Source organism: Trichocoleus sp. FACHB-591 (genome assembly GCF_014695845.1).
GTDB lineage: Bacteria > Cyanobacteriota > Cyanobacteriia > FACHB-46 > FACHB-46 > Trichocoleus.
In genome coordinates, this window is sequence record NZ_JACJPA010000018.1 from 18,135 (window position 1) to 36,266 (window position 18,132).

Consider the following 18,132-nt stretch of genomic DNA (forward strand, 5'->3'; position numbering starts at 1 on the left):
AAAAACTAAACAACAGCACGGGCTAAGTCATTGAGACGCTGACGAACTACAAGATTGGCAACGCCATCCACGTTGTAGGCATAGCGGCGCTCAAACTCTTTAACCGCAGCGACGGTTCTAGGACCATAGAACGGTTGATTCTGAGGAATATTGGCTCGGATCACCCGGTTGAGATTATCTTGCAAAATCCGCATCGCTTGTTCTGCTTTTGCCATCGTGAGCGGGCCAGCAATGCCGTCTACCTTAAGTTTAAAGTAGGTTTGGAAGGCTCTAATAGCTTCTACCGTAGTTCTGTCAACGAGTGGTCCTTCGTAGCTGGAGATGGGGAAGTTTGGATCGGGTTCGGGAGAGGAACCGAAACCGTAACCATTCAAAATACTGCGGAATTGGGCATTGGTGTAAGCCATGATGAACGCTCTTCTCGAAGGTGTGTGGGCTTGATATTGCGATCTACAAGCTCCAAAATTGCGTTTTCGGGAACCTAGCAATAGATCACCCATCTGGGCGAATGGCGTTTGGCTTAAAGTTTTCGATTTCTTGCCGCGAGGCTAGCAATAACAGTGGCTAGTTCTGCTGGCTCGACTGGTTTAGGGATATGAATTTGAAATCCAGCCGCAATCACTCGCGTGCGGTCTTCAGTGCGGGCATAAGCTGTCAAGGCTACAGCAGGAATTGAGCCTCCTTGCTCTACTGGTAAAGCCCTAATCCGGTGGATTAAGCTGTATCCATCTTCTTCCGGCATTCCAATGTCACTAACCAGCACATCGGGTTTTTGAGCTAAAAGGAGTTCTATGGCTTCTTGAGCAGATGTTGCTGCTAAGGTTTCGGCTTCACATTGCTCTAGCACTGCTAAGAGGTAGTTTCGTGCATCTACTTCATCATCTACAATCAAGACCCTGACGCCTTTTAGAGAAGGAGGATTATTAAAAGGAACTGCTTGGGCAACGGTGGGATGAATGCGTTCTGTATTACTTTCCTCAATCCGCACCGGAATGAGGGGCAACTTGACTGTAAAAGTTGAGCCTTCTCCCGGACCAGAACTATAAGCCTCTACTGTACCGCCGTGCAACTCAACTAGATGACGGACGATCGCCAACCCCAAGCCTAAGCCGCTATAGGAACGGGTGATAGAGCTATCCGCTTGACGGAAGCGATCGAACACATAAGGAACAAAATCTGAGCTAATTCCCTGACCTGTATCGCTAACAGCAATTTCAACATGAGAATGCACTCGCTCTAAACGAATTTGCACCCGTCCACCCTTGGGTGTGAACTTGATAGCATTGGATAATAGATTCCAAATAATTTGTTGTAGACGATCTGAATCTCCTGCGACGCACCCGCTCCCTGGGTCAAGGACAGATTGCAAACGGATTTCCTTTGCTTCTGCGGCTGGCCCCGCTGTTTCTAGGGCAGTTTCAATGATTGCCTTCAGCTCAATGGGACGGACATTTAACCGCAGCTTGCCCTGAATAATCCGGGAGACATCCAACAAATCTTCTACGAGTTGAGCTTGGGAGCGGGCGTTCCGTTCAATGGTCTCCATCGCTCGTGCTGTAGTCGCTTCATCGAACTTGCGCGTATTCAGCAAACGGGTCCAGCCCAACATCGCATTCAGGGGCGATCGCAATTCATGAGAAAGTGTTGCCAAGAACTCATCTTTTACCCGGTTGGCTGCCTCTGCTTCCGTCCGTGCTTTCTGTTCTCGATTGAGTAATTGAATTCGTTCTGCTTCGGCTCGCTGACGCTCTGTGATATCTGTAAGGAGATAAACTGCGCCTGTAAAGCTATCCTCGGAGTTAAATACTGGATCGACCGTAACTAAAAACCATCGAGAATCAAACTGAACTTCTTGAATTTCTCGCTGTTGAGTCACTTGGACCCGAGCGAAAGGAGTGATGTCTGTGTAGCCTAAAAACTTTTCAATTAGGGTTTGTTGAGAGTATCCAATGATGTCTTCTACGGGTCTGCCTAAAAGTTGAGCCAGCGCCCGATTACAACGGAGAAAATTTCCCTCTCGATCGAGTAAGCCAACGCCATCACTGATCGAGTCAAAGGTGATTTGCCATTCCTTGGCCAAAGCTAGAGCGGCATCTTCTGCCCGCCGGATGCGTAACAGCGACCGAATGGTGGCAAGTAGCTCAATAGGTTCCACCGGCTGGGCCAAGTAAGCATCCGCACCACTGTCTAACCCTTGAGCCTTATCTCGGCTTTCGATAAAGCTAGCAGATAGATGCAACACGGGAATAAAAGCTGTTTTAGAGTTCGTTTTAATCTGGTGACAAACTTCAAAGCCATTGAGATCAGGAAGCTTCACATCCAGAATTACCAAGTCGGGAGATTGCTCTGTGACGACTTGCAATCCCGCATAGCCGGTTTCGGCTTCTAGGGCGATAAATCCAGCATTTCGCAGAATCCGAGAGACAATATACCGATTAGATTCATTGTCATCTACATGCAAAATCTTGATCAATGACTCCTCAGTCATGCTCGATTCCCCCCGCCTCCAGCACTAATCCCGCTTTGATCAGCGCTTCTTGGAGCTTGGCGATCGCAACCTCGGCTGAGGAATTTTCTTTAGAGAGAATAGCCACCGTCTGCTCAGCTAAAATCTGGGTCTCTTCAGCCTCTAAGAGCTGCGATGTGTTGATGATCACCGGAATACTACTCGTGGCAGGCTGCTGCTTCAGTTGGTCTAGCACTTCAATGCCACTCATCTCTGGCATGACTAAATCTAAGATGATTGCCTGAGGCTGTTCTGACTGCGCTAAGCGAATTCCTTCGTATCCATCGCTGGCTTCTAGAATCGACAGTGGTATGTGAGGCAGCAGTTGAGACAACTGTTGTTTCAACAGATAACGAGCCACTAGATCATCATCGATCAGCAACAGTTTTTGTTGTTGGTTTTGATTAATTAACATATTTAGTTGCTTGAGCAATGACAGCCTATCTACAGGCTTAACCAGGAATGCGTCCGCGCCCAGATTCCTAGTTTGTCTCTCATTATCTACCACACTCATTACCAAAACTGGAATAGATCGAGTCGCGGGATCTTGCTTTAGCTGCGTCAAAAGGGACCAAGTGTTTTCTCCTTCCAAGAGAATATCCAAAACAATAGCTATGGGTTGCACTTGGGCTAAGACCTGGCTGGCATGCTCTAGTGTACGCGCTGGAATTAGCTGGTACGTTGAACCTTCGAGATATTTTTCGTAGGTAAAAAGGGTTTCAGCATGATCTTCCACCACTAGCACGGGCGATCGCTGCGGGTCAAATTGCCAATCAGGTTGGGCGATCGGCACCCCTTCAGGCATATGAGGATAGACCAGAGGAATGGTGGCTGAAAAGGTAGAACCACTCCCTGGAGTGCTTGCTACCGCGACATCACCCCCCAAAAGTTCTGCTAATTTTCGCGAGAGTGGTAAGCCTAATCCAGTCCCCTTCACCCGTTTCTGTAAGTGCGACTCGATCTGAATAAAATCCTCAAAAATTCGTTCTAGATCCTGTGGACTGATGCCAATCCCTGTATCAGCGACCGAGAGCACCACGCGATCGCCAGCCCTCACCGCAGACACTCGCACTTCTCCCTGCTCGGTATACTTCAGAGCATTCGAGATGAAATTTCTGAGAATCTGCGCCACTTTGCCTTCATCGCTATGGATTGCCGGAATATCTATAGGTTCTTCAAAAATCAGGGAAACAGAAGAGTTATGTTCTAAAAGCGGTCGCAGCATCCCCCGCAGCGTCGCAAATAGTTCATCAACTTCAAATGTAGAGAGGTGAACAGCCGTCTTTCCCGCTTCTACCTTGGCTAAATCTAGGAGGTCATTGACCAGATCCGAGAGTCCCGCCGCTGATTTACGGATAAAAGTGACTTGTTTCTCTTGCTCCGACGTTAGATCGCCATCTGTTCGATCCATCAGCAATCGCGTCAAAGACATAATTGAGTTCAAGGGAGTCCGGAACTCATGACTCATGTTCGAGAGAAAGCGGGTCTTTAGCTCATTGGCTCGCTTCAGAGAGTCTGCCTTCTCATCTAGCTCTGTATACAGAGCTACGACTCCTCGATTGGTATCCTCTAATTCTCGGTTGAGTTGCGTTAACTGCTCTTCTCGTTTGCGGAGTTCCGCTAAGGCTTGGAGGAGTTCTTGGTTTTGCTGCTGCACCTCTTCATAGGGGTTTTGCGGCGATCGCTGGACCAACTCATTAACAATGTTTGTGATCTGCTGGCTGTTGAGAGCGGTGACTTGCCGGGGAAGCTGCTTAGCTAGAACCACAGTCGTGCCTCGTCCTGGCAAAGACTCAATTTGAAACTGATCCATCAGTTGCCGTGCCCCGACAATGCCCCGCCCTGCTCCCGTTTCAGACTGATAGCGTCCTTGCAAAACGTCCTCAAGCTGAGGGATACCTTGTCCCTGGTCGCGGATGATGATTAAGAAACTCTGGGGCGACTGACCTTCCAGGCGAAACTCAACTCTGCCACCTCCCGTATACTGAAAGGCATTGCGAGCCATTTCTGAGACAGCGGTAGCAATTCGAGTTTGGTCTTGTGCGTCAAACCCAATGAGCGCTGCAATTTGTCGAACTCGTTGGCGGGTTAGGACCACATCTTGTTCATAGCGAATTTCGAGAGTTAGCAGCACTGTACTCATCTCAGTTCACCTCACGCGCAACCAGCACGGTCACATCGTCTCGTCCTCGGTTAAAGTCTCGATAGAGAATTCCTGCAATCAGGCTGGGATGCTGGTTGACCAAGCCAGGATAGCGATCTAAGCGCCATTTTGTTCCCAAACCATCGGAATGCATAATCAGTATCCCTTTCGGCTTCCACGAGTAGGTAAAGGTCTGATTTTTTCGCATTTCGCAGCCCACAGTGCCGTTGTGAGACACCATATTGGTAGTGCGCTCAATCGGCTGGTCAGTCGCCAAAAGGCTACCCACGATATTGCCAACTCCAACGTACTGCACCCTCTGTTCCTGCAAGTTCACTTCTGCGATCGCCACTGCTGCGCCCCGCGTGCTCCGCAAAGCTGCATGCATATCCGCCATCAGCTCGGATGGAGTGCGATCGCCTGCCTCTTGAAACACCTTCACTGCTTCCAAGGAAGCTTGGGCTGCCATCGGTCCATGTCCTAACCCATCGGCAATCAGTAAGAGATGGCGATCGCCGACAAATTGGCTGCAATAGGCATCTCCTGACACCTCTTCACCCTGCATAGGCAAACAAACTACCCCAATCTCTAACTCACCCGCTGCATAGACTGGGCAGGCAGAACCCGCCCACAGTCGGCAGAAAATAGCAGTTCCTTCGGGGGAAGCAGAATAGATCTCAAACTGATCGGAGAGACGTTGGATTGCGCCTAACCCAGTTCCAGAAGTGCCACCCGTGGAGAAGCCGTCTCTGAGGCACTCGCTCACATCCCGCATTCCTGGTCCCCGATCGAGAGAGAGAATTTCTAGCCCTGCCACACCTTGTCGCTCTAGCGATCGCAGCAGCAAAGCCCCCTCTTGAGCATGTTTAATCAGATTGTTGGCTATTTCAGTCACGACAATTCCCACCTTGCCTTGCTCTACCTCACTAAAGCCGAGCTGCGTTGCTAGAGATGCGGCTCTGCGTCGTGCTTCTCCAACCTGACTCGGCTCTACCATCGAGAGAACAATGGGGTGGGTCATACTCGTTTTATTTCCATTTTGTTACCGTCACCGTAGTTCCTTTCCCAACCTGAGAAACAAGCTCAAACTCATTCACCAGGCGCTTAGTTCCGCTCAAACCCATGCCCAATCCACCTCCTGTGGTGTAGCCGTCTTTCAGGGCAAGGTCAAGATCAGGAATGCCAGGCCCTTGGTCTGCAAAGGTTAAGCGCACCCCTCGTCGGGCACCGACTTGCACAGTTTCTAAAGTCGCAGTGCCGCCCCCACCGTAGTCCAACGTGTTCCGAGCCAATTCGCTGGCTGCGGTCACAATTTTGGTTTGGTCCACCAAGCTGAGCCCGATCTCAATGGCCACCTGCCGCACTGCTTGCCGCACTAGCACTACATCAGCCGAGGATTGGATACTCATGATTTCACATTTCTCCATAGATGCCTGTAGGCTCCTCTGGCAAGACGGGTCTCTCGTCTCCATTCAAATCTTGATGCACAGCCGCTCGTAAAAGAGCCATGCCTTTTTCGACATTCAAAGCAGTGCGAATGCCAGTCAATGACAAGCCCAACTCGACTAAAGTAATTGCAACCGCTGGCTGCATCCCCACGACCACGGTTTCTGCATCTAAAACTTGGGCCATTTTGGCAATATTGCCCAAGACTCTGCCAATAAACGAATCCACAATTTCTAGGGCAGAAATGTCAATCAGGACGCCACGAGCATCAACTTGACTAATGCGCGTAGTTAGATCATCCTGCAAAGTCATAGCTAGGCGATCGTGCATATCAACTTGAATCGTCACCAACAGCAGGTCGCCCATTTGGAGAATTGGAATGCGTTCCATAGCACCTCCCTCCCTAACCTTGAGTGCGAATAATCTTCCTGCCTGTGCGCTCAAGCGCTAGCTTAAAAGCGTCGGCCAAACTAGATTTGGTCGTCACACCTGCCAGATCAACTCCTAAATAGACAATAGTTTGAGCAATCTGAGGCCGAATGCCACTAATGATGCATTCTGCTCCCATGAGGCGAGCTGCTGTAATCGTTTTGAGTAAGTGCTGAGCTGTGAGCGTATCTACGGTAGGCACACCAGTAATATCGATGATGGCAAAATCCGATCCTGTCTCGACAATCTTTTGTAGCAGCGACTCCATCACCACTTGCGTCCGAGCGCTATCCAACGTCCCAATAATGGGCAAAGCTAAAACGCCCTCCCAGAGTTTGACGACTGGAGTTGATAGCTCTAGCAGCTCTTCCTGTTGTCGCAGAATTACCTCTTCTCGGTTCTTCTGATACACCTCTGTCGTAAACAGCCCCAACTTGTCGAGGAGAGCAGTCGCGGTCCAGACATTCTCCAACAACTCTTCTCCGTCCTGGACTAGTTCCTGGCGCAGACGAGCAAACAATGGCTGCTTAAAGGAGAAGACAAAGCTAGCAGTTTCTGAGGGAGTAAAGCCTTTTTGGGAACGCATCCGAGAAATGTTACTCAACAGCCCCCGAACCTCATTCCAAGGCGCTGAATAAACGTCGCTCAAGCTATTTTGGCGTACGGCTTCACGAAACAAATGAATAAACTCTCGGCATTCCTCGCGCAGCTCTCCTTCTTTAAGCAGCCCCCGCCGATGGCTGGCCGTGATGACTTGCAGCCACTCGGTTAGTAGCTCAGCCCCATGCTGATCGAGAATGTCATGAATTTTGCTACCCATTCCTCTTTACCACCCCATCTCCAGTGACAACTCCATTCCAGGTTTTAACCTAGCTCCTTGAAGCAGCGACTGAAGAATAACGAATAGGCCTGAACTAAAATTTGACTAAAATTTTGAGTCCTATCGTTTAGTCCTTGAAGAAGTGGCCTTCGTTAGGGGAACTAAGGTAGCTTGATGCAACATCAAGCCTCACTCATTATAGAGGAGCTAGGTTCCGCTCAGAGTGACCCTCGGTGCTAGAAACCTTAAGCTATTCCCTATAGACGATTTGTCTGTTTGGTAATTAGGCAGAAACTATACCTTTAAGTAGAAATTGAGCCGCCTCGACTGTAAATTTTTGCGATCGCCACCTATTTGGGCTAGCGATCGCTTGGACACGGTTTTACTCAGGGGTTCACTATCCGAGCGATATTGTGGCAGGCTGAATGGTTTCCATGAAGTATTGGCTACGCAGGAATGAGCTTTAGCGTTGTTTGGAGGTTGGATTAGCGGCTGGAATAGATTCTAAAACTGGGGCTGGGTTGTTAACACCGTTGCTCAAGCGCTCTTCTAGGTAGCACGCTAGGGAAACTAAAGCGGGCAGGGAGAAGTTAATGGCGATCAATCTGACTAGATGACCCGCTGTGACAATCTCAACATCGTGATGTAAGACCAAAGCAATCCAAATCATTTCTGGAGAGCCTCCCGGAGCCGTCACCAACAGACAAGTGAGCCAATCCCAAGGCGTCAGCAGCATGGCAATTCCTGCCGAGAGTAAGCCTGCGAAGAAGGTCAGTATCACAGGCACCAAAGCATAGGCAATTGTAGCGCGACTAAACTTGGGATTAAGTCCCCAATATTCCCCAATTGTGATCCCTAAAAGGATTTGACCGATCACCTTAAATAAAGGTGAAAAGCTGAAGTCCATTTGGGCAGTTAGTGGCAGAGCAGCAAACGAGAAATTTAGAGCTATACCCACCACAATTGAACCTAAAAAAGCAGCTACAGGAATCTTCAGTTTGCCTGCCGCAGAAACAACCAAAGCTGTCAAGCTAAGCACCAAAACCAATAGAAGTAAGTAAGTTAAATTCAGCTTAAATAAGTCTTGAGTGAGAGTCGCGATCGCTGTATGAATGTCATAGGGATGAGAAACGTTGGCAATGAGCGGAATCGCTGAAATTAAAGTGGTAAAACGAATGAGCTGCACTAAGGAAACCAGGGCAGTGCTTTTGCCATAGTCTGCTGCTAGACTCGCCATAATCCCAATGTTGCCAGGTACAGTGGCTAGGGTAGCAGTGAGTAAATCTGTTTTCTGTAAACGAGAATAGATATAAGCAATTAAGCCCCCGCTAGCTAACAAAAATAAAGCAAGAAAAACAAAAATTGGTAGCTGAGCTGTAATGGCTTCTAGGTTATGCGGCTGAATCGAAAAACCCACCGTTAAGCCGACAATCATTTGGCCCAGCTTTCTCAAATTACGGTTAGGTTCTAGGCGATCGCTGAATCGAGCTCGGTAAATATAAAAAGCTAGGGCTCCAGCAGCAATTCCGCCCAAAATCCAAGCTCCACCACCAATGCCTAAAGCAATAAACCCAAAGCCAGCCGCGAAAGCCAGAATCGTTTCAACTAAGACTAATGAATAAGTAACAATATTTTTAGTGGCTATATTAAATTTCGCAGCAATTACTTCTATCACGAAGGCTCTCTTAACTTTATTTTTAAGCCTATCACTTCTCCCAAAAAGTGCTAAAGCCAAGGGAGAGATTTAGGAGGATTCAATGAAAAGAGAAATACGGTAACTCCGCTCGCTATTTATCTGATACTGATATTGCCTAACGATCCTTACAGATTAGTCAATCCGTAATCAATAACTCTAGTCCTCAATACCATCAGCGACAAGTCGGCAAAGTTACCAGGCCCTCTAAGAGGCGTGAAAATTCACGCTGATGTGGTTGCCCGTTTTTTGAAATCCTCAACTGCTCAATCTGTCCCTAGATAGAAAACTCCAGCTCAACCTTGCTAACTTATTTTTATCTTTGAAAGTTGATTTTAACCTTAGAGTGATATAAGGAATGGCTAGGAAGCCCGACAATACACCATAGGAAGGCTCTCACATTTCCACTTCTCACCCTCCTCTAAAGCGGTCAGCCAAAGGACTCAGCCAAAGCTATGAAAATGGGACAATGGATCGGCTTAATTGCCCTGCTAGTTTCGATGTACATCTTATGGCAGATCCGGCAGGTGCTGTTGCTGGTCTTTATGGCGGTGGTGTTTGCGACCGCTTTGAACCGTTTGGTGAGGCGATTGCGGCGATCGGGAGCGAAGCGAGGGCTTGCAGCTTTGTTAGCTATCACTTGTTTCGTAGTCTTCTTCATCGTCTTTGCTGCGGTGACAATTCCACCCTTCGTTGAGCAGTTTCAAGAACTGACCGAACTGGTTCCACGAGGACTAGAACGCCTGCGGATCTGGGTAGAAGCTTTACGAACCCAGTTACCTGGTCAGCCGCTGAGATACTTGCCTAGCGCCAATGACTTGACCCGCCAAATTCAACCTTTTGCTAGCTGGGCCTTTAACAATTTCTTTTCACTATTCTCAAATTTCTTAGCGATTCTGTTGAACCTGCTACTGGTAATGGTTTTGACCATTATGCTACTGGTCAATCCTGCTCCCTATCGGCATGGATTTGTGCTGCTGTTTCCTTCGTTTTACCGCAGACGTGCCGATGAGATTTTGGCAAAGTGTGAAATCGCTCTAGTCAATTGGATGGGCGGCATTCTGATTAATATGGTGGTCATTGGTTTGGTCAGTGCCGTGGGTCTGTGGCTTTTACGAGTGCCCCTAGTGCTAGCCAACGCCGCGATCGCCGGACTCTTGGAAGCCATTCCTACCGTAGGCCCGACGCTGAGCTTGATTCCCCCAATGGCGATCGCGCTTTTGGATGCTCCTTGGAAAGCAGGGGCTGTATTAGCGTTCTATGTAGGAATTCAGCAGCTAGAGCAATTTTTGCTGGTGCCGTTTGTCATGTCTAAACAGGTGGCAATCTTACCCGCTGTGACGTTACTCTCGCAGGTAATTTTCGCCATCTTCTTTGGCTTCCTCGGCTTGTTCCTCGCCATTCCCTTAGTCATTGTGGGTCAGATTTGGGTAGAAGAAGTTTTAGTTAAGGACGTGCTCGACCAGTGGGGTGCAGAGTCTAAATCTAGTAAAACTTCAGCGCCTGTAGAAGTGGTTAATGGTCCAGTCGAAGTGATTGATCATGCGGCGGAGTCTTAAACTTCAGTTGCATGCAAACTCGTGTTTCAATTGTGATTCCAACCTTGAATGAGGCCAACAGTCTAGAGCGCACGTTGCGTCACTTGGCCTTGTTGCATCCCCCTGCCGCCGAAATCATCGTCGTAGATGGCGGCAGTGAAGATGAGACAGTCGCGATCGCTGAAGCAGTAATAGCCTCAGGTTGTATGCCTCCTGGGACGCAACTACGCCTTCTAGAAACCGAGCAACGAGGGCGATCGCTGCAAATGAACTTCGGCGCGGAAGCGGCTACAGGAGATATCCTTTGCTTTCTCCATGCCGATACTTGGGTGCCAGACGACTTAGTTGAAGTCATGAGCCATACTTTGTCAGATGCCCAAATCGCCTGTGGTGGATTTGTTTGTTTATTGGCAGGACCGCAAACCACCCGCTGGGGCATCTCCTTACATCACTACCTCAAAACCTATTACGCACCACTGTTATTTCGACCCCGTCTCTTTTTTAAGGGATTACGTCTTTTGTTTGGCGACCAAGTTATGTTTTGTCGTCGCCAGGACTTTTGGGAATGTGGCGGCTTTGATCCAGCTTTACCCATCATGGAAGATGGGGATTTGTGTCTCAAATTAGTCCAGAAAGGACGTATCTGCATGGTTAACCGAGTCGTGCAAACTTCCGATCGCCGGGTAGCCCATTGGGGTTCGCTGAAAGCCACTGCCATCTATTCCTACATTGGTTTTCTCTGGGGATTGGGTGTTTCAGCGACCTATCTCAAGAAGTTTTATGCCGATATCCGCTGATTTAGTTGCCAATCGTAATCCAGATATTGGATTGGAGTTTCAGCATCCAGGGGTCGATCTACTTTGAGATAACGACGGATGTAGTCTGGAATGGAAGGGGCCACCTGGAGAAAGTCTTGCCGATACCACTTGAAAATTTGACTGCAATATAGCGTTTGCGTTTTTGAGTCGTAGTACACCTTATCCTCGTTGTTGATAAAACGGCTGACATCCGCCTCCAATTGCTGCTCCACGCGATCGGGCCAGTAAGCTTCATTGCGTAGTAAGGGACAACCAATCGAGGCACAAACCAAGGCAAAATGAATCCGGGGTTCCTGGAATTGCGATCGCAGAACTTTATGTTCAATATCTGCCAAGCTGTAGCGCTTCCCTGCCACCACATGAGCGGGACGAGAGAAAAACCACAGAAAAGCGGCCCAGTTCGGTAACCCCAAAATCTTCGGTTGAATCGATGGAATCGGGTAACGCTCTAAAATTCGCGCGATCGTAAAGGCATTGTAGAGATTAATCCATAATGCCAACTGCTGGTCTCGCGGCAACTCCAGACTGAAATCAGGAGATTGAAAAGTTGAGAGCCATTGATTCAGGCTATCTGGCTGGTCCCGCTGCCAAGTGCGATAGTCTACTCGGCCCTGCTCATCCACATATTGCTTGAGTAGGGCATCCCAAGGCGCAAAAGCGATCGCGACCATAATCTACTAGAGTTCTATTACCTCTATAGGTTAAACCCTATGATCTGGCTCCAAAGCACAAGCTTGGCAAGAGTTGCCCGTCTCAATTTGCAGCGTCGTATGCTCAATGCCGAAAAAATCGTGCAATTCCTGAGACATTTGAGCTAAGAAAGCATCTCCAGGATGTCCTTGTGGCATCACTAAATGCGCCGTTAAAGCGGTCTCCGTCGTGCTCATGCCCCAAATATGTAAGTCATGAACTTGAGTCACCCCTACCCGCTCAGTTAAATAAGTCCACACCGCCTGCTCGTTAATCTGGGTGGGTACAGCATCCATACTAAGGCTGAAAGCCTCCTTAAGTAATTGCCAAGTACTTGTAATGATGATTGCACTGACCACCAAACTAAAGACAGGGTCTAACCAAAACCATTGAGTCAGCAGAATTGCTAACCCCGCCAACACCACACCCAAAGACACAATCGCATCCGCCACCATATGTAGAAATGCCGCTCGAATATTCAGATCATGTTTACGGCCTGCTAAGAACAGAGCCGCTGTAGCAGCGTTAATCACAATTCCTAGGGCTGCTACCCCGATCATGGTGCTGCCTGCAACTTCCGGGAGCGGCGCTGAGCGAACCAATCGGGCGATCGCTTCCCAAGCAATACCACCCGTCACGACGAGTAAGAAAATTGCATTAAAAAATGCAGCTAAAACCGAAGAACGCCGCCAACCATAGGTATACCGTCGCGAAGGTCTCCGCTGAGCTAAGAGACTCGCTCCCCAAGCCAAAGCTAAACCCAACACATCGCTTAAGTTGTGCCCCGCATCGGCAAGTAGAGAGACAGAGTGGGCGAAAACTCCAAACACAGCCTCCGTTAGCACGAAGCCCAGATTTAAGCTGAGACCAACGACAAAGGCGCGGTTATAGTTAGCGGGGCCATGATGATGGCCAAGAGAGTGGTGATGACCGTGATGGCCAGGAGAGTGGTGATGGCCGTGATGCCCCTGATGCTGCTGATGGTCGCGATGGTGGGGAGTATGCTCAGACATAGCACCATGATAAACATTCAGACTCTGGGAACCCACCCTAAACAGGACCCAGTTCTTAGGCGATTAGGATAACCAATTGGTTTTAAGGAAATGAGTCAGTCGTCCTTGCACTTGGCTCAGGCACGCTTCCGCATCGCGCCGTAGATTTGCCAAGTTCTCCTGGCTAGCATTATCAATGCCTTCCTTTGAGTAATTCAGTTTGGGCTGAATTCTCAAGTAGTGGTCGTCAGCGATGATTTGCTGGGAGACGTAGGCATGAATGCCGGAAGGGGCATCCATCGTCACACCAATAATGCGAGCGTTCCAAGCCCAACGCAGTATCCCCCACTGTCTTGCTTCCACCCAAGGAATTGAGCCTTCGGGCTGCCCAGTCCCAATAGAGAGTACCTGAATATCTTGTGGCGCATGACCTAATCTTAGAGCTTCCGCGATCGCACAGGCGGTCGGGTTATTGGCTCCCACTCCACCATCAATGGTAGAAAACTCACCGATCAGACGGTACGTAGAAGTAGCATCGGGCACCACAGACCAATGTTGCGCCATAGTTGCCGTCTGGGTGGCAGCATCATAGCGCTCAATTGAAGCTCTTTGCCCTTTTCCTGGCCCTGCTAAGATTTCAATTTGCATCTTGTAATAATCATCTGCATCTTGCCAGGGAGTCGCTGCTAAGGTAAGCGTCTGAGGAGTGGCACCTTTAGCAGTTCCGTCTGCCCGTACTAGGAGACGATGGGCAGGAAAATAGGAGGGGGCTGAAGCAGAGCAAGCACAGATCTCCCATAAGGGCACATTGGCATACCACTTGTCATGCCGCCAACTCTTAAACACCAGTGGCATGCGCCGGATCGTGTCGTAAGTCGTGACCAAGAGTTTTTGAGATTCGCCATTAGATATCTGGGCAGAACTGATTTGGCAGAATTTGCGATCGCCTAATTCTGTTTGCAGCACTTTCAGCAAGCCTGCATCAGAAAACTTGGGCACAGAGAGAGAAGGGGGGAAACTGGTCAAACCATATTGCGCGATCAGTTTTAACCGCTGCGGCATCAAATAGCCCCACCAATCCCCATAGGGAAAGATAGTTTTGCCGCGCTCTTGATAAAGATTGATTAACCTCTCACTGCTAAAGCCTAAAGTTACACCAGCGGCCAAGAGTGAGCCTGTGGAAGTTCCAGCGATTAAATCAAAATGCTGGCTCAGAGGGCCGCCTAACTGCTGCTCCACTACTTGCAGAATGCGTGCTGCAATAACTCCCCGAATTCCACCTCCATCTAAGCTGAGAATCCGAAATGTCATAAAAATTTCCCTTAAAAATCCTAAAATCTAATGGCAGAGTACTACCTGCCTAGCCTGCCAGAGTCCGGAAAGTGAGCCTTTAACTTTAGATTCACTCACCGATCTCCGAAAAAACTTTAACTTACGATCAGGCAATATTTTGCAGTTCTGCTGTTTAGTAGGCCAAACCTATGATTCGGGTATCGCTCCATCGCCTGTTATTTGTCACCATGTTGGCTGCAACCTAGCCTGGATGCCCACTGCATAACTGAGCGATCGCAACCGTTGCAGTATGAACTACAAAAAATAGGCAACTACTATGTCTTTGGCTACGGTGGCCCAGGCAATCATTTCTACGACTTCAGGGTTCGAGTAGATTAGCTAAACCATATGTGTATCAACTGCTACTACGCCTTCGGAGGGGCAAATCTCCTTTCAACGGGGGATGTTCGAAAAAGAACATGTTCGCTAAGGCAGATGAGCAGCGAGTAGAAAGCAGGATAAGGTCAAGATCCAACAAAGAATATTAGAGCTAAGAGCGCAACGATCCTGTCAGAGGCTGGCTCCTATTTTCTGTTGGCTAACTTTGTGGCTGACCGACTTAACGAAAATTATTTAACAAGTATAGTCATGCTTTCAACAAAACAACCTACTGCTCAGAACAATCGCTCCTATATTCTGCTGATCTGTGGAGCGGCGGCACTGGGTGGCTTTTTATTCGGGTTTGATACTGCGGTCATCAATGGTGCGGTTGCGGCTTTGCAAGCTCACTTTCAAGCAAATAGTGTGTTGATCGGCTTAGCCGTTTCTTTAGCACTGTTAGGTTCTGCGATCGGAGCTTTCTTTGCAGGCCAAATCTCGGATCGCTTTGGTCGAGTCCGAGTCATGATCATTGCTTCAATATTATTCACAATTAGCGCGATCGGCTCTGGCTTACCATTCGGCATTTGGGATTTTATTTTTTGGCGAGTTTTAGGCGGTGTAGCCGTTGGTGCTGCCAGTGTGATTGCCCCAGCCTATATTGCTGAAGTCTCCCCGGCACATTTACGAGGGAGAATGGGCTCTTTGCAGCAGTTGGCAATTGTGGTTGGGATTTTTCTGGCTTTGCTTTCTGACTACTTTATTGCTGTTTCTGCAGGTTCTGCGACTGCCCCTTTCTGGTTTGGCATTGCTGCTTGGCGATGGATGTTTTGGACAGAAATTCCTCCCGCTATTCTGTATGGTGTAGCGGCATTAAGAATTCCAGAGTCTCCCCGTTACTTAGTGGCGCAAGGGCGAGAATCCGAAGCGGCGGCTGTCTTTGCCAAGGTAGATAGAACCATTGATGTAAGAACCAAAATCCAGGAAATTCGCGATACAGTGCTTCGCGATCGCACTGCTGAGTTCTCTGATCTTTTGAGTCGTAGAGGTGGTTTAATTCCGATTGTTTGGTTGGGGATGGGATTGTCTATTTTCCAGCAGTTCGTGGGGATTAATGTCATCTTCTACTACAGCAGTGTCCTGTGGCGCTCGGTTGGGTTTAACGAGGCGAGTTCGCTCTGGATTACCGTGATCACTTCAGTCACTAACATCGTCACTACCCTAGTCGCGATCGCCTTTGTGGATAAATTTGGCCGCAAACCCCTATTGGTTTTGGGGTCCATCGGCATGACACTGACGCTAGGCGCAATGGCAACTGTTTTTAGCAATGCGGCGGTAGATCCGGCGGGCAATCCAGTACTGGCAGGCTCTCAGGGCATTATCGCGTTACTGGCCGCTAACCTATATGTGTTTTGCTTCGGCTTCTCTTGGGGGCCTGTGGTGTGGGTGCTACTGGGTGAAATGTTTAACAACCAGATTCGTGCGGTTGCCTTGGCAGCTTGTGCAACGATTCAGTGGGTAGCCAACTTTCTTGTTTCAACTACATTCCCACCCTTGCTAGAATCCTTTGGTTTGGGGACTGCGTACGCTCTCTATGCTACAGCAGCAGCCATGTCTTTCTTCTTTGTGCTCTTCCTAGTCAAAGAAACTAAGGGCATAGAACTAGAAGATATGTAATCACGCAGATACTACTCAGAGGAGCGGGCAAACGCAAAGAGATTTGAAATAATAGAAGTAGGGAACCATATGAATCGGCCCTGCCTACAACTTCAAACTTTTCGATGTCTGAGGCCAACTGATGCAACGTTTAATTGCTGGCGTATTAGTAGTTTTGGGGTTAGAGCTATCCAGTGCCGCAGCGGTTCAGGCTCAGGCTGCCATTGATAGATTGGGAACTTTTAACTTTCCCAATACCAGAGACAGCCAACCCAACTACCCCAATAGTGCCCGAGTTTATTCTAATGGTGCCATCCGTTCTCCACGGGGCCAAGTGGCCTCTCCTGCCGCAACCATTAGACACAGTGACGGGTCTACGAGTTTCTATTATCGTGATGGAACTCAGATTAGGGTAGACAAAAAGGCGATCAGCCCCGTTGGCACTCCTTTGAGGTCAAGTGTGATCAATGAAGGAATGAGAAGATAGAGGGCGATCGCTCTATGTCTCAGGTGGCGCGTTCTGAAAGCATCCGATCGAATTACGATCGCACCTAGAGGGCGGATCAGAGAGCCCAAAGCGATCGAGCAGAATAGACACCCCAACTGCTAAAACCGCTCCAATCGACAGACCAACGGCAAGCAAGATCAGGTAAAGGCGCTTAAAACTTTGTTGAGTAGCTCGGAGCCGTTCTTGCTTCGCCTGTTCCGCTTCTGGTGAAGGAGAGGTAGGGGGAGCAGGCGTTGGTGGGGTTGATGGAGGTGTTTTCTGGCCTGAGCCATTATTATCATTGAGATGAGAATCGGACGGGTCGGAGGGATGCTGATTCATACCCCTGTCTTGCATACTCCCTGATGCGGCATTGTCGATCACTAGCCTCAGTCTAAACCCTTTCAGCGATCGCCATAATTAAACCCATTTCACCGGATCGAGTTGATAGTAGTGTTGTAGCTGCTCGTAAAGGGCGGGATGCGTTTTTAACAATTGCTGGGGTTTTTCAAAAAATGTTTCGGTTGCCACAGCGAAGAACTCAGCAGGATTTAGAGTGCCATAGCTATCCATCACCGTTTTGGCTCCTCGTTGCACATTCTGGCAGAGTTGTTGATACTCCTGCGTCATCACCTTTGCCCAGACTGCATAATCTAGATTTTTGGGCAAAAACGGTACTCCCTCGGCGTTGCCATCCTCTTGATCTAGCTGGTGAGCAAACTCATGCAGCACTACATTATGTCCGTCTCGCCAATTACTCGCGTCCCGCTGCACCTGCTCCCAAGACAACACCACTTGGTCACGGCTCCACGACTCCCCTAGCCGCGCGGCTCGTCTTTCCTCCACCACATAATTTCCTGCGATCGCAGTTTCATTCACAAAGTAAGTGCCGGGATACACCAGAATCGATCGCAACTTGAGAAAATAGGTTCCTCGCTCATTCAACAACAGCAAACAGGCCATTGCTGCGATCGCCAGCTTCATCTCCTCCGTGACTTGCAACCCCCCACAGCCAATAAACTGCTTCTCTTTCAGAAAGACTTGGATATGTCCCTGTAATCGTCTCCTTTCAGTAGCAGAGAGACTGGAATAAATAGGGAGATAATTCTCTACTACCGCATCCCAAAGGGGTGGAAATGGGCGTTCTTTGAGGCGATCGCGGCGTCGTTTTACCAAGAGAGGACTGGCAAAAATCCCAACCACAACCAGGCCGATCGCCAGAAGAAGAATAACTGCTGCAACCATGTACTGTCGCGATCGCTGC

17 protein-coding genes are annotated in these 18,132 nt (G+C 48.9%); 4 read left to right on the forward strand and 13 right to left on the reverse strand.

Annotation, left to right across the window (positions count from 1 at the left end; genetic code table 11):
- Positions 1–5: 5 nt before the first annotated feature.
- The 8 genes from H6F90_RS02245 to H6F90_RS02280 all read right to left on the reverse strand — a co-directional run bounded on the left by H6F90_RS02245 (position 6) and on the right by H6F90_RS02280 (position 9,019).
- Entirely contained in the window at positions 6–407 is a 402-nt protein-coding gene (locus H6F90_RS02245) for a peptidoglycan-binding protein (protein ID WP_190549863.1), read from the reverse strand.
- A gap of 113 nt (positions 408–520) precedes the next feature.
- A complete protein-coding gene (locus H6F90_RS02250) occupies positions 521–2,488 on the reverse strand; it encodes a response regulator (RefSeq protein WP_190549865.1) in 1,968 nt (655 codons plus the stop codon).
- Positions 2,481–4,649, reverse strand: coding sequence for an ATP-binding protein (locus H6F90_RS02255; RefSeq protein WP_190549867.1), 2,169 nt, complete (start codon positions 4,647–4,649; stop codon positions 2,481–2,483). The genes H6F90_RS02250 and H6F90_RS02255 overlap by 8 nt, the downstream gene beginning before the upstream one ends.
- 1 nt (position 4,650) lies before the next feature.
- Positions 4,651–5,670 (reverse strand): ATP-binding SpoIIE family protein phosphatase, encoded by a 1,020-nt coding sequence (locus H6F90_RS02260; protein WP_190440158.1) that lies wholly within the window; start codon positions 5,668–5,670, stop codon positions 4,651–4,653.
- 7 nt (positions 5,671–5,677) lie between these two features.
- Positions 5,678–6,058 (reverse strand): anti-sigma regulatory factor, encoded by a 381-nt coding sequence (locus H6F90_RS02265; RefSeq protein WP_242024290.1) that lies wholly within the window; start codon positions 6,056–6,058, stop codon positions 5,678–5,680.
- A 4-nt stretch (positions 6,059–6,062) separates the two neighbouring features.
- Entirely contained in the window at positions 6,063–6,485 is a 423-nt protein-coding gene (locus H6F90_RS02270; protein WP_190549871.1) for an STAS domain-containing protein, read from the reverse strand.
- A 13-nt stretch (positions 6,486–6,498) separates the two neighbouring features.
- Entirely contained in the window at positions 6,499–7,344 is an 846-nt protein-coding gene (locus H6F90_RS02275) for an STAS domain-containing protein (RefSeq protein WP_190549873.1), read from the reverse strand.
- A 463-nt stretch (positions 7,345–7,807) separates the two neighbouring features.
- Positions 7,808–9,019 carry an AbrB family transcriptional regulator gene (locus H6F90_RS02280; protein ID WP_190549875.1) on the reverse strand — a complete coding sequence of 404 codons (1,212 nt, stop codon included), beginning with the start codon at positions 9,017–9,019 and terminating at the stop codon, positions 7,808–7,810.
- Between the two features lie 473 nt (positions 9,020–9,492).
- On the opposite strand from H6F90_RS02280, the gene H6F90_RS02285 reads away from it, so the two are divergent.
- Together H6F90_RS02285 and H6F90_RS02290 are read left to right on the forward strand one after the other, a co-directional pair.
- Positions 9,493–10,596 (forward strand): AI-2E family transporter, encoded by a 1,104-nt coding sequence (locus tag H6F90_RS02285; protein WP_190549877.1) that lies wholly within the window; start codon positions 9,493–9,495, stop codon positions 10,594–10,596.
- Positions 10,597–10,607: 11 nt separating this feature from the next.
- Positions 10,608–11,372, forward strand: a complete 765-nt coding sequence (locus tag H6F90_RS02290; protein WP_190549879.1) for a TIGR04283 family arsenosugar biosynthesis glycosyltransferase — start codon at positions 10,608–10,610, stop codon at positions 11,370–11,372.
- Here H6F90_RS02290 and H6F90_RS02295 read toward each other — a convergent pair.
- The 3 genes from H6F90_RS02295 to H6F90_RS02305 all read right to left on the reverse strand — a co-directional run bounded on the left by H6F90_RS02295 (position 11,354) and on the right by H6F90_RS02305 (position 14,386).
- A complete protein-coding gene (locus H6F90_RS02295) occupies positions 11,354–12,064 on the reverse strand; it encodes a DUF547 domain-containing protein (RefSeq protein ID WP_190549881.1) in 711 nt (236 codons plus the stop codon). The two genes, H6F90_RS02290 and H6F90_RS02295, sit on opposite strands and share 19 nt — an antisense overlap.
- 30 nt (positions 12,065–12,094) lie before the next feature.
- A complete protein-coding gene (locus H6F90_RS02300) occupies positions 12,095–13,096 on the reverse strand; it encodes a cation diffusion facilitator family transporter (RefSeq protein WP_190549883.1) in 1,002 nt (333 codons plus the stop codon).
- A 63-nt stretch (positions 13,097–13,159) separates the two neighbouring features.
- Entirely contained in the window at positions 13,160–14,386 is a 1,227-nt protein-coding gene (locus tag H6F90_RS02305) for a patatin-like phospholipase family protein (protein WP_190549885.1), read from the reverse strand.
- 609 nt (positions 14,387–14,995) lie between these two features.
- Here H6F90_RS02305 and H6F90_RS02310 point away from each other — a divergent pair.
- Positions 14,996–16,402 (forward strand): sugar porter family MFS transporter, encoded by a 1,407-nt coding sequence (locus H6F90_RS02310; RefSeq protein ID WP_190549887.1) that lies wholly within the window; start codon positions 14,996–14,998, stop codon positions 16,400–16,402.
- A gap of 121 nt (positions 16,403–16,523) precedes the next feature.
- Positions 16,524–16,868, forward strand: a complete 345-nt coding sequence (locus tag H6F90_RS02315) for a hypothetical protein (RefSeq protein ID WP_190440127.1) — start codon at positions 16,524–16,526, stop codon at positions 16,866–16,868.
- A gap of 12 nt (positions 16,869–16,880) precedes the next feature.
- Here H6F90_RS02315 and H6F90_RS02320 read toward each other — a convergent pair whose 3' ends face one another.
- Positions 16,881–17,210 (reverse strand): hypothetical protein, encoded by a 330-nt coding sequence (locus tag H6F90_RS02320; protein ID WP_190549889.1) that lies wholly within the window; start codon positions 17,208–17,210, stop codon positions 16,881–16,883.
- Between the two features lie 78 nt (positions 17,211–17,288).
- Positions 17,289–18,113, reverse strand: a complete 825-nt coding sequence (locus H6F90_RS02325) for a zinc-dependent peptidase (protein WP_190549891.1) — start codon at positions 18,111–18,113, stop codon at positions 17,289–17,291.
- Between the last annotated feature and the right edge of the window lie 19 nt (positions 18,114–18,132).